Origin of the sequence: Phenylobacterium sp. (assembly GCF_041920015.1) — a bacterium.
Classification (GTDB): domain Bacteria; phylum Pseudomonadota; class Alphaproteobacteria; order Caulobacterales; family Caulobacteraceae; genus Phenylobacterium.
Genome location: NZ_JAYRST010000092.1, coordinates 1 through 11,400, shown reverse-complemented (window position 1 = coordinate 11,400; position 11,400 = coordinate 1). Strand labels below are relative to the sequence as shown.

Genomic DNA, 11,400 nt, shown 5'->3' with positions numbered 1-11,400 from the left:
AAGCCGCGGGGGTTTGCTACCTGCCGCGCCTCACCACGAGCGGTCGTGGCGGAATTGGTAGACGCGCAGCGTTGAGGTCGCTGTGGGGCAACCCGTGGAAGTTCGAGTCTTCTCGACCGCACCAGTGTGAAACAGGGTCTTCAACAGCGCTAGAGTTCCATCTTCGTCGCACGCCTGGGAGGTCCGCATGAGCCGCGAAACGGCCGACCTGACCGAAGCCCGCGACAAGACCTCTCCCGAACTTGAGGAAGACCTGGAAGACCTCGCCCTTGGCGAGGACTACGCCCTAAATCCCGAATTCGTGGCCATGGTGGTCGACGCGGCCGACCGCGGCGACGCCGAGCGCCTGCGCGAGCTGCTGGGCGCGCTCCACCCGGCCGACGTGGCCGATCTGATGGGCTTCCTGTCGGCGGACTACCGCGAGGAGATACTGGCCCACCTCGCGCCCGAAGCCCTGGCGGAGATTCTTTCGGAACTCGACACCGAGATCCGCGAGGAAGTGCTGGAGACGGTCGCCCCGGCGACGCTCGCCAAGGCGTTGGGCGAACTCGATTCGGACGATGCCGCCGACGTCGTCGACGACCTGGAGGCCGACAAGCGCGTCCAGGTCCTGGCGGCCATGCCGGAGACCGAGCGGACGGCCATCGAATCGTCCCTGGCCTATGAGGACGAGACCGCCGGCCGCATCATGCAGCGCGAGGTGGTGGCGGCGCCGCAGTTCTGGACCGTGGGCCAGACCATCGACCATTTCCGCAAGGAAGGCGACGACCTGCCCGAGCTGTTCTTCGACATCTATGTGGTCGATCCCAGCTACAAGCCCGTTGGGGCGATTCCGGTCAGCCACCTGCTGCGGGCGGCCCGCAGCGCGCCGCTTGCCCAGCTCATGGAGGCGGTCACCGAAATCCCGGTGACCATGGACCAGGAAGAGGTCGCCTACATCTTCGACAAGTACCACCTGATCTCCGCCCCGGTGGTTGAGGGCGGCGGGCGCCTGGTCGGCCAGATCACCGTCGACGACATCGTCGGCGTCATCCAGGAAGAGAGCGAGGAAGACATCCTCGCCCTGGCCGGGGTGTCCGACGCGGGCCGAAACGCCGACGTCCTCGACATCATCCGCGCGCGTTTGCCGTGGCTGGCGGTCAACACGCTCACGGCGGCCCTGGCGGCCAGCGTGATCCAGGCGTTCCAGGGCGAGATCGCCAAACTCGTCACCCTGGCTGTGCTGATGCCCATCGTCGCCTCGCTGGGCGGCAATGCGGCGACCCAGGCCTTGGCGGTGGCGGTGCGGGCCCTGGCCAGCAAGGAGCTGTCCGAGGTCAACGCCTATCGCACCATCTTCCGCGAGATGGCGGTGGGGCTGGCCAACGGCGCGGCCCTGGCCCTGGCCACGGGCGTCGCCATCTTCCTGTTCTTCCACGACCTGAAGCTCTCGCTCACCTTCGGCCTGGCCCTGATCGTGAATCTGTTCGTCGCCGGGCTGGTCGGGGTGCTGGCGCCGCTGGTGCTGGAGCGGATGGGACGCGATCCGGCGGTTTCATCCTCAGTTTTCGTGACTTTCGCCACGGACTTCACAGGTTTCTTCGTCTTCCTGGGCCTGGCCAGCGTGATCCTGCTCTAAGCGGCCTCTATCTTGCCCGCCAAGCCATGGGCGCGTGCGCCCGTGTGTCAGGATGGGTCAACCCGCCAATGAAACCGCGTCACCAGGTGTCGAGATCGGCCATCGAGCTGATCAAGCGCTTCGAAGGCTATCGCCGGAAGTCCGCCCAGCTCGCCGACGGCTGCTGGACGATCGGCTATGGCCATACCCTGACCGCGCGCGAAGGCGCCGAAGTCTCGGAACAGGACGCTGAAGCTCTCCTGATCTACGACCTGATCGCCGTCTCCCATTCGGTGAACGAGTGGGTGTTCACGCCGCTGAACCAGAACCAGTTCGACGCCCTGGTCGCCTTCGCCTTCAACATTGGCCTGGAGGGTTTCCGCCGCTCGTCGGTGCTGCGCCGCCTGAACGAAGGCGCCCTGATCCAGGCCGCCTGCGCCATGGAGCTGTGGCGCAAGGCGCAGTTCGAGGGCGAGGTGATCGTCGTCGATGCCCTGGTGCGTCGCCGCTCGGCCGAAAAGACCCTGTTCCTGACGCCTGTGGACGGCTGGGTGCCGGTTCCCTCGCCGGTGCTCCGGCCCAATGTCGATCTGGACGCGGCGGGCGTGGTGCCGCGCCAGGCGCCGACTGCTTTGAACGCGCCCATGGAAGGCGCGACGGCTCGCGTCGAGCGCGATCCCAGCCGCCAGGAAGTCGCCGCCAAGGTGGTCGAGGACGACGCGCCCAGCCCGGCGGCTGCCGCCGCAGCGGCGGTCTCTTCGCGGCTTTCCACGATCTTCAGCGAGGAGTCGCAGCCTGCTCCCGCGAACATTCCGCCTCCGCCCCCGCGTCTGATCATCGACGAAGAGCCGGAGCCTGCCTCTGCGCCGGCCTTCGAACTCACCCCGCCCGACGAGCAGGAGGCCGAGCCGCCGCCCGCGCCGGAAGCGCCGAAGCTTGAACTGACGGCTGCGAACGAGCCGGGACTGTTCGATTCGCCGGGGACCCAACCAGCAGAGCCCGCCGCGCCGCCGGAAGTGGCGGCCGAACTGGAGCCGGATGCGGCGCTGGAACTGACAGAGACCGTCGAGGCCCCGCCGAAGCCGCAGGCCGCACGACCGGGCGGTTTCGGGCCCGCTGCAGGCCTGGCGGCCGCGGGCGTCGGCCTGTTCGGCGGCTGCCTCTTCTGGGCGATCAACATGCCGCCGCCTCAGCCGAATGCGGGCGTCAATCCGGGCACCATCGTCTGGCTGGCCGGGATCGCGGGTGTCGGCCTGATCGGCGTGGCGGTCTACATGATCCTCGACCGACTGGGCCGCTCCGAGGTGGAACACGTCCCGGCCACGCTCGAGCGCGACGAATAGCCACGGGTTCCGCCGCGCGTGCGACGCGTGCTAACCAGCGGCGATGACGCGATCTGTTCCCATCGCTGTGCTCCTGGCCGCCCTGGCGCTGGCCGGCTGCGCCACCTCGCCGCCGCACTGTCCGGTCGGGCAGGAGCCAATGAGGACCGCGCAGCTCTTCTTCGGGCAGAACATCGGCGGCAAGCCCGGCGTCTCGAACGCGGACTTCCGCAAGTTCGTCGACGAAGAACTGACCCCGCGCTTCCCCAACGGCCTGACGGTCATGGAGGGCGGCGGTCAGTGGAAGGGCGAGGAGAACAAGCTGATCCGCGAGGCGGCCAAGGTGATCGTCCTGGTCCTGCCCAACGGTCCCGAGGCGAACCGCAAGCTGGAAGACGTGCGCAAGGCCTACAAGGCCCGCTTCCATCAGGAGTCGGTGCTGCTGGTCACCCAGCCGGCCTGCGTCGGCTTCTAGGCTCATTTCGGAAAAGACAAAGGGCCGGCCTCCTTTCGGAAACCGGCCCTTCCATTGTCGGAACCGCAAGGCGGCTCGCAACTCGGCGCTTACTTGGAGTCCTCGTAAGCGGCGACCCGTGCCGCGACTTCCGATTGCGGATGATGACAATGAGACACCGGACCACCTCCTTTCAGCTGTTGAACAGGAATCTCAATATGGGGGAGGCTGGCCCGCCCTGCAATCGTTTCGATCAACCGGCGGCCTGCAAGGCCAAGGCGGCTTCGTGGCGGCTGGGGCGTCGGCGTAGTTCGGTGACCGGTCGGTCGAGCTGGTCCAACACCTCCATCGTGGCGCGATAGCCGGCCTCGACCGCAGGCTCGAACGCCGACCAGTCGCGAATCTCGACCCCGGTCAGGTCGGGCGTGACCAGCACGTCGGTCGCCTCGCGCGCCGCAGCCAGATCGCGGCCGGTGGAGACCGTCGCCGCCCGCATCAGCAGCGATACGATGGGCGGCCCCTTCCGCCACTGGCCCGACCGAATCCACCGCCAGACCGACTCGGGCCTTGCGACATCGTCGGCGGTGATCGACCGGCCCCGGCTGACGTCGACCCCGACGATGGGACCTGGCTGGGCGGCGCGCATCAGGTCGGCGGGAAAGTTCTTCATCACCGCGCCGTCGACCAGCACGGCGTTGTCGGCCGTCGTCGCCGGCGGCAGCACGCCGGGCAGCGAGATCGAGGCCCGCAGGGCGTCGCGCAGCCGGCCGCTGCGGTGAAGCTGATAGGTCCCGGTGGTCAGGTTCGACGAGACGCAGAAGAAGGGCAGCCACAGGTCGGCGATCTGGATGTCGTCGAAATGCTTGGCCAGCCGGTCGCGGACCTTTTCTCCTCGAGTCATGGCCAGCAGCGGCAGGGCGATGTCGTCGAGCGGGCTGGTGTCGACGAAGGCGTCGCGGATGCGGTGGTCGAGTTCGGGTCCGTTCCAGCCGATCGCCACCCCGGCCCCGATGATCGCGCCCATCGAGACTCCGCCCACGAAGTCGATGGGCACGCCGCGCTCGCGCAGGGCGCGGATCGCGCCGACATGGGCATAGGCCCTTGCGCCGCCGCCGGACAGCACCAGGCCGACCGATTGGCCGGTCAGCAGCCGGGCGATGCGCCGCAGATCCTCGCCCTGGTCGCGGCGCAGATGGAAGAGGCGCGCCGGGCTCAGCGCATCGACCCAGGCCTGCGATCCTTGCGGCGCCTGGCGGCTTTTCGGTTGGACCAGAACGAGGTCGACAAGGCCTTGGGCTTGCAGGGGCTCGTTGTGAGGAAGGCCGTCGGCCGGGGGCGCGGCGTCCCCGCGTGCTACGCGGAACAACCGGTCGACCTGGCGGCCGACCACGGTCTTCCAGCCGATATCCTCGGCCTCGGCGACATAGAGGACGTAGTCGTAGTCGCGCTCGACCTCGGAGAACCATTCGGTCGGGGCGTGCTGGGCCTCGACGCCGACCACGGTGACCGAATAGCCGAGCTTGCCGACCTCATGGGCGACCTTGTCGATCAGCGGCCGGACGGCCAGCGGCGGCCCGGTGGAGACGAAGCCGAAGACCGACGGCGTGCCGACCGAGGTCTTGGTCGCGGCCTGCCGGCTTCGCAGGATCATCAGCCGCGCGAGCTCGGTCATCACATGGGCGTCGGCCTCGCAGGCCTCGAAGAAGACGTCGCGCGGCAAGGCGAATATCTCGGAGTCGCGGAGGGCGACCACCGTTCCGGTATGCGGCGCGCCGGCGATCAGCGACATCTCGCCGGCCGGCTCGCCGGGGCGGATCACGCCCAGGAACTGGAGCTCGCCGGTTTCTTCCTTGCGAAACGCGCCTAGCCGCCCGGCGCGCACGAAATAGAGATGGTCGGCCGGTTCTCCGGCCTCGAACAGGGTCGCGCCGCCCGGCAGCGAGAACCACGTCGCCTCGCCCTGGCTGCGCTCCTCATAGAACAGCCGCGCCAGGGCCGAGTCGGTTGGAATATCGGGAAGGCTGACCACCTAGAGCGCCGTCCGCAAAAGTGAATCCGGCTTTGCGATCGGAACCCGCTCCACCCATCTTGAATCCAGAACGCGATGCTGCGGCCAGACCTGTCGCACCAACCTAGCTTGGACGGCCGCGCGGGGCTATGGCTTGGCCGACCCTTCGCCAGGGTTCGGCGTTGAAGAGAAAGCGCAGGAGCCGACAGACATGACCAATCCCATCGCCGATCCGCTGGTCGCGGCGCCCGACACCGACGTGGCGTCGAAGCTGGTCCATCTGGAGGCGACGCCCGAGGGTGTGGCGACCGTGGTGCTGAACCGGCCGCTGCGGCGCAACGCCTTCAACGCCGAGCTCATCGCCGCCCTGCACGAGGCTTTCGAGACCTTGCAGGGGGCCGAGGGGGTTCGCATCGTCTTCCTGCGCGGCGCAGGGGGAACCTTCAGCGCCGGCGCCGATCTGGACTGGATGCGCGAGGCGGCCGATCGTTCCGAGGCCGACAATCGCGACGACGCCATGCAACTGGCCAGGATGTTCAAGAGCCTCTGGGACATTCCGGCCCTGACCGTCGCCCTGGTCGAGGGCGGCGCCTTCGGCGGCGGGGCGGGCCTGGCTGCGGCCTGCGACCTCGCGGTCGCCACGTCGGATGCGAAGTTCAGCTTCTCGGAGGTGCGGCTCGGCCTGATCGCTGCGACCATCAGTCCCTATGTGGTGGCCGCCGTCGGCCCACGGCGGGCGCGCGGCCTGTTCGCCACCGGCAAGGTGTTCGACGCCGCCGAAGCCGAGAAGGTCGGTTTGCTCACCGAAGTGGTCGAGGACGCCGCGGCGCTCGAAGCCGCCCGCGAGCGGCTGGCGGCGGAGATCATGGCCTGCGGCCTCGAAGCGGTGGCCGAGTCCAAGACGCTGGTCGACGAGGTGGCCTATCGCCCGGTCGGCGAGGTGATGGAAGAGACCGCTCGCCGCATCGCCCGCATCCGCGTCAGTCCGGAAGGCCAGGAGGGCGTGCGCGCCTTCCTCGAAAAGCGCAAGCCGAGCTGGGCGCTCTGAGGGCGGGTTCATGCCGCTTCACATGATCAAGCTGGTCGTGGGCTGCGACACGATCGAGGACCTGCTCGACTGGCATGCGGGGCAGGGGCGTCCCTGGATCATGCACACCCGACAGACTCCGAAACGTGCGTCCGAGCTGTTGGAAGGCGGATCGCTCTATCGTGTCTTCAAGGGAATGATCCTCTGCCGCCAGCATATTCTGGCGGTCGATACGGTGGGAGAGGGCGTCACGGCGCGTTGTGAGGTCACGGTCGATCCGAAGATCGTGCGGGTGGCGCCGACGCCGCGGCGCGCCTTCCAGGGCTGGCGCTATCTGGACGGCAAGGATGCGCCGCCCGACCTCGATGGCGGCGAGGATGGCGAGATTCCGCCCGAACTGGCGCGCCAACTCCGCGAGGCGGGCGCCTGGTAGGCGGCTATTCCACGGCCATGTTGTCGATCAGCCGGGTCTTGCCGATGACGGCGGCGGTCAGGACCCGCCCTGGAACGCTCAAGGCACCAGGACCGGGATGCGACAGGTCATCGGCGTTGCGGACTTCGAAATAGTCGATGCGCTGGAAACCCGCGCGCTCCAGAGCCGCTCGGCCGGTCGCCTCGACGCGCTCGACGCGTTCCCCTGCCTTCAGCCGGCGGACCGCCTCGGAGAGGGCGAGGTTCATCCGGCCGGCCACCTCGCGTTCTGCCTCGCTGAGATAGGCGTTGCGCGAGGAGCGGGCCAGGCCGTCCTGCAGCCGCGAGGTCGGCGCGCCGACGATCTCCACCGGAATGTCCAGGTCGCGGACCAGCCGCTTGATGACCTGAAGCTGCTGGTAGTCCTTCTCGCCGAACACCGCCACGTCGGGCCCGCATTGCAGCAGCAGCTTGGCGACCACGGTCGCAACGCCGTTGAAGTGTCCGGGCCGCGCTGCGCCATCGAGCGGTTCGGAGACCCCCGTCACGGAGATGCTTGTGGAAAACCCCTGTGGATACATTTCCGTGACGCCCGGTGCAAACATCAGGTCGCAGCCGGCGCCGGCCAGCAGTTTGGCGTCGCGCGCCTCGCCGCGGGGATAGGCGTCGAAATCTTCGTTCGGGCCGAACTGGGTCGGGTTGACGAACACGCTGGCGACGACCCGCTCGGCGCGGGTCTTGGCCAGGGCGATCAGGGACAGATGTCCTTCGTGCAGCGCGCCCATGGTGGGAACCAGCGCCACCCTCTGGCCGCTCCGTTTCCAGGCGCCGACCTGGGCGCGAAGATCGGCGACGGTGCGGACGATGGCGAACTCGGACATGGCGGGCTGCAGGCTCTTGATTGGGGAGTGTGGGGCTTATGGCGCGGTGGGGCGTTCGCGTCCATTCCATCCACAGGCCGCATGACGACCTGCGTTGACGCAGCGTCGCCGTAGAGGTTCCTGTTAACGAATTGGAATCGGCGCATCGTCGCCGAATCGGTGGTGGAGTTGAGATCGATGTCACAAGCCAAGGTGATCGTCGTCGGGAACGAGAAGGGCGGGGCGGGCAAGTCCACCATCGCCATCCATATCGCCACGGCGTTGCTGCATGGTGGGGCGAAGGTCGCGACGCTCGATCTGGATGTCCGCCAGCAGTCGCTGGCGCATTTCTTCGCCCATCGCCGGGCCTGGCTCGCGGCCAACGGCGCGATCGCGCCGGTTCCCGAAGAGTTTCCCCTGGGCGCCGAACTGGCCAAGGCTTCCGACGACGAGGCGGTGGGGCGTTTCGAGGAAGCGTTCGGCAAGGCGGCCGGGGCGGCCGACTTCGTGCTGATCGACACGCCCGGCAGCGACACGGCCATCGGCCGCGCGGCCCACGGCCTGGCCGACCTCATCGTCACGCCGATGAACGACAGTTTCGTCGACTTCGACATGCTGGGCGTGGTCGATCCGGTCACCCTCGATCTGAAGCGCCCGAGCCTCTATTCCGAGACCGTCTGGAACAGCCGCAAGGTGCGGGCCGTGCAGACCGGCAAGTCCATCGACTGGATCGTGTTGCGCAACCGCCTCGCTCCCACCGAGGCGCGCAACCGCAAGCGCCTGGACGAGCGGGTTCAGGCCCTGTCGCGCCGTGTGGGCTTCCGCGTCGGCCCCGGTCTGCGCGACCGGGTGATCTATCGCGAGTTGTTCCCCTTTGGTCTGACCGTCGCCGACCTGTCGCCGACGATCCGCCCGGTGGCGATGTCCCTGCAGCATGTCGCGGCGCGTCAGGAACTGCGGGCGCTCATGGAGTCGCTCGGCCTGAGCGACGCGGCCGAGTTGCTGGCGGCGCAATAGCGCAGCTTCCATGCTCTATCTTGCGATCGGCTGCGCGGCGTTGGCGATGTTCGTGTGGCTGGGCCGCGGCAAGCCGATCCTGAAGCGGCGCGAGTGGCGCTTTCTGGCCGGGGCGTTTGCGATCGCCTGCTTTGCGGCGGCGGCCTATGTCGGCCTGCGCGGCGGCTGGGGGAAGTCGATCGTGCTGGTGGTGGTCGGGCTGTGGCTGCTCATGTCCACGCGCCGCACCGTCCTTGCCCCGCCGCCGCGCGAGCGTATGGGGGAGACCGAGGCGCGGTCGATCCTGGGCGTATCGGCCGACGCCTCACAGGCTGAAATCAAGGAAGCCTATGCCCGCCTGATGCGCATGGCCCATCCCGACAAGGGCGGGACCAGCGGCCTGGCCGCGCAGCTCAACGCGGCCAGGGACCGTCTGCTGAAGAAATAGCCTTCCCTCAGGCGGGCTTGATCACCATACAGGCCAGGCGCTTGGCCTTGAGAGCCTGGCAGGCGTCGCGGGCCGAGGCTTCGGTGTAGCCGGAGAAACGCGCCCGGTATGAACCACCCACCTTGTTCCCGACCTGGCCGTCACGCGGGTCGAAGTGCTTGCCGAAACGCTTGCTGACCAGGGCGAGTTGTTCCTTGGCGTCGGCCTTGGACTTGAAGGCGCCGACCTGCACCATCCACTTGCCGCCCTTCTTGCCGGGTTCGACGATCTTGGTGCGCGAAGCCGAAGCGGGCGGGGGCGCAGAGGCCAGCACGATCTTCAGGCCATCCTGTTCGCCGTCGCCCTGGGCGATCGACGGACGGGTGACGGGGCCGGAAGGCTCAGGGTCGAACAGGTTCTGGGCGATGGTGATGTTCTCGCCGCGATCGCGGCGAGCCATGACGTCGAAGCCCGTCAGCATCAGGTCCTCGGCGTTTTCGTTGCGCACCGCGGTCGACGGCGCGCCCAGCACCACGGTGATCAGGCGGCGATTGTCGCGCACGCCCGAGACCGCGATGTTGAAGCCCGAAGCGTTGGTGTAGCCGGTCTTGATGCCGTCCACGCCCGGCATGGTGTTCAGCATGCCGTTGTGGTTGCGCATGGTCACGCCGCGATAGGTGAAGTTCTTCGCGCTGAAGAAACCATAGTACTGCGGGTAGTCGCGCATCACCGCGCGCGAGAGAATGGCGATGTCGCGGGCGGTCGAAATCTGGCGGCTGTCGGGCAGGCCGGAGGCGTTGACGAAGCGGGTGTTGCGCATGCCCAGTTCGTGCGCCCGCAGGGTCATCATCGCGGCGAAGCGGGCTTCGCTGCCGCCTAGCTTCTCGGCCATAGCCACCGCCATGTCGTTGGCCGACTTGGTGCACATGGCCAGGATCACGTCGCGGACGGCGATCTTGTCGCCGGCGCGCAGGCCCAGCTTGGTCGGCGCCTGCGCCGCGGCGCGCGGCGACACCACGATCTCGTCGTCCAGCTTGAGGCGGCCGGAGGCGAGGGCCTCGAACGCCAGATAGAGCGTCATGACTTTTGTGATCGACGCGGGATACCGCGGGCTGTCCGCGCGTTTGGCATAAAGCACTTCACCGGTCTTCGCGTCGACGACGACGGCGGCGTACTTCGGCTGACTGGCGGGGAGAAGCTGGAGGTAAGGAACCTGGGCCTGGGCTGTCGAAGCCACCGGCGCGACCGTAGTCGCAGCGGCGAGAACAACTGACGCAAACAGGCGGCGGGCGCGCTCGAACATACGGTTCGTCCGTCGATACAAAGGGTTGAGCAACCCCAGAAGGCTGCTTCGGATGACTCGTAGCATGCCAGGGGTAGCCTTGCGCGATGGTAAACAGGACTTGAACGAGCCGATTTGTCGCGCCGATTTCGATCAAAACTCTCGTGATCGCCTTTTGGGCGAAAAATGCGCTCAACCAGCGAAAATGGTCATTGTGCGGTGCACAAAAATTCACTTGACCGCTGCAGTGCAACATGAGAACTTCCTCGTGAGTTCAAGGCAAGTTTCCAGTCAAGTTTGCGTCGCAACACGCCGTCCAATTCCGACCTAAGGAGCCCTCCCATGGCCGCCGCCGAGACCGTCAAGAACACCGTCGAACAATTCACCGCCGCCGGCAACGTCGCGTTCAAGGACGCGGTCGAGAAGTCGCTGACCCAGCTCAACGAGCTGAACGCCCATTCGAAGAAGAACCTCGAAGCCGTCATCGCTTCGGTCACCGCCCAGGCCAAGGGCGCGGAAGCGCTCGGCGCCCAGGCGATGGCCTATTCGAAGAAGGCCGTCGAAGATCATGTGGCCGCCGCCAAGTCGCTCTCGGGAGCCAAGTCGGTGCAGGAAGTGATCGAACTGCAGACCGCCTACGCCAAGTCGGCCCTCGACGCCTACATCGCCGAAGTCTCGAAGATGTCGGACATCGTCTCGACCTCGATGAAGGACGCGGTGAAGCCGCTCAACGAGCGCGTCACCGCCGCCGTGGAGCGCCTGCAAGCGGCCCGCTAAATCTCTCCGGTCGCCCCGCGCGCCGGGGCGTCCAAACCTTGAAAGGCCCGCGCCGGGAACGGCGCGGGCCTTTTCTCTTTACAGGGTCGTGGCGCGGCGCGCCTTTCCGGCTTCCACTTGAAGCTGGCACGCTCTAGACCTTGGGCATGTCGCAAGTCGAAGACCGCCTCGCCAGCCTCGGCGTCACCCTGCCGCAACCCAATCCGCCGGTTGCGAACTACGTGCCGTTCGTGCGGTCG

General features: G+C 67.5%; 11 protein-coding genes, 1 tRNA gene and 1 pseudogene. 10 read left to right on the top strand and 3 right to left on the bottom strand.

Going from position 1 to position 11,400, the window contains the following annotated elements:
* Window positions 1–39 precede the first annotated feature (39 nt).
* The 4 genes from ACE3TL_RS14905 to ACE3TL_RS14890 all read left to right on the top strand — a co-directional run bounded on the left by ACE3TL_RS14905 (window position 40) and on the right by ACE3TL_RS14890 (window position 3,394).
* A tRNA-Leu gene (locus ACE3TL_RS14905) sits at window positions 40–124 on the top strand.
* 63 nt (window positions 125–187) lie between these two features.
* Entirely contained in the window at window positions 188–1,618 is a 1,431-nt protein-coding gene (mgtE, locus tag ACE3TL_RS14900) for a magnesium transporter (protein ID WP_374579463.1), read from the top strand.
* 68 nt (window positions 1,619–1,686) lie between these two features.
* Window positions 1,687–2,940, top strand: coding sequence for a lysozyme (locus ACE3TL_RS14895; protein ID WP_374579462.1), 1,254 nt, complete (start codon window positions 1,687–1,689; stop codon window positions 2,938–2,940).
* Window positions 2,941–2,983: 43 nt separating this feature from the next.
* Window positions 2,984–3,394, top strand: a complete 411-nt coding sequence (locus ACE3TL_RS14890; RefSeq protein ID WP_374579461.1) for a DUF3574 domain-containing protein — start codon at window positions 2,984–2,986, stop codon at window positions 3,392–3,394.
* Between the two features lie 232 nt (window positions 3,395–3,626).
* On the opposite strand, the gene ACE3TL_RS14885 is transcribed toward ACE3TL_RS14890, so the two are convergent.
* Window positions 3,627–5,402 carry a patatin-like phospholipase family protein gene (locus ACE3TL_RS14885; protein ID WP_374579460.1) on the bottom strand — a complete coding sequence of 592 codons (1,776 nt, stop codon included), beginning with the start codon at window positions 5,400–5,402 and terminating at the stop codon, window positions 3,627–3,629.
* A gap of 190 nt (window positions 5,403–5,592) precedes the next feature.
* Between ACE3TL_RS14885 and ACE3TL_RS14880 the strand changes: the two genes are divergently transcribed.
* Window positions 5,593–6,429, top strand: a complete 837-nt coding sequence (locus tag ACE3TL_RS14880; RefSeq protein WP_374579459.1) for an enoyl-CoA hydratase-related protein — start codon at window positions 5,593–5,595, stop codon at window positions 6,427–6,429.
* A 10-nt stretch (window positions 6,430–6,439) separates the two neighbouring features.
* Complete coding sequence (locus tag ACE3TL_RS14875; protein ID WP_374579458.1) at window positions 6,440–6,841, top strand: DUF1489 family protein; 402 nt, start codon at window positions 6,440–6,442, stop codon at window positions 6,839–6,841.
* Between the two features lie 4 nt (window positions 6,842–6,845).
* Here the strand turns inward: ACE3TL_RS14875 and panC are convergent, their stop codons facing one another.
* A complete protein-coding gene (panC, locus tag ACE3TL_RS14870; protein WP_374579457.1) occupies window positions 6,846–7,700 on the bottom strand; it encodes a pantoate--beta-alanine ligase in 855 nt (284 codons plus the stop codon).
* A gap of 177 nt (window positions 7,701–7,877) precedes the next feature.
* Here panC and ACE3TL_RS14865 point away from each other — a divergent pair, with 177 nt between their 5' ends.
* Window positions 7,878–8,696, top strand: a complete 819-nt coding sequence (locus tag ACE3TL_RS14865) for a division plane positioning ATPase MipZ (RefSeq protein ID WP_374579456.1) — start codon at window positions 7,878–7,880, stop codon at window positions 8,694–8,696.
* Between the two features lie 10 nt (window positions 8,697–8,706).
* On the top strand, window positions 8,707–9,123 hold the full coding sequence (locus ACE3TL_RS14860; protein ID WP_374579455.1) for a J domain-containing protein: 417 nt from the start codon (window positions 8,707–8,709) through the stop codon (window positions 9,121–9,123).
* Window positions 9,124–9,130: 7 nt separating this feature from the next.
* Here ACE3TL_RS14860 and ACE3TL_RS14855 read toward each other — a convergent pair whose 3' ends face one another.
* Window positions 9,131–10,405, bottom strand: a complete 1,275-nt coding sequence (locus tag ACE3TL_RS14855) for a D-alanyl-D-alanine carboxypeptidase (protein WP_374579454.1) — start codon at window positions 10,403–10,405, stop codon at window positions 9,131–9,133.
* A 321-nt stretch (window positions 10,406–10,726) separates the two neighbouring features.
* Here ACE3TL_RS14855 and ACE3TL_RS14850 point away from each other — a divergent pair, with 321 nt between their 5' ends.
* Window positions 10,727–11,161 carry a phasin family protein gene (locus ACE3TL_RS14850; protein WP_374532426.1) on the top strand — a complete coding sequence of 145 codons (435 nt, stop codon included), beginning with the start codon at window positions 10,727–10,729 and terminating at the stop codon, window positions 11,159–11,161.
* A 140-nt stretch (window positions 11,162–11,301) separates the two neighbouring features.
* A pseudogene (locus tag ACE3TL_RS14845) lies at window positions 11,302–11,400 on the top strand (RidA family protein); the annotation flags it as partial.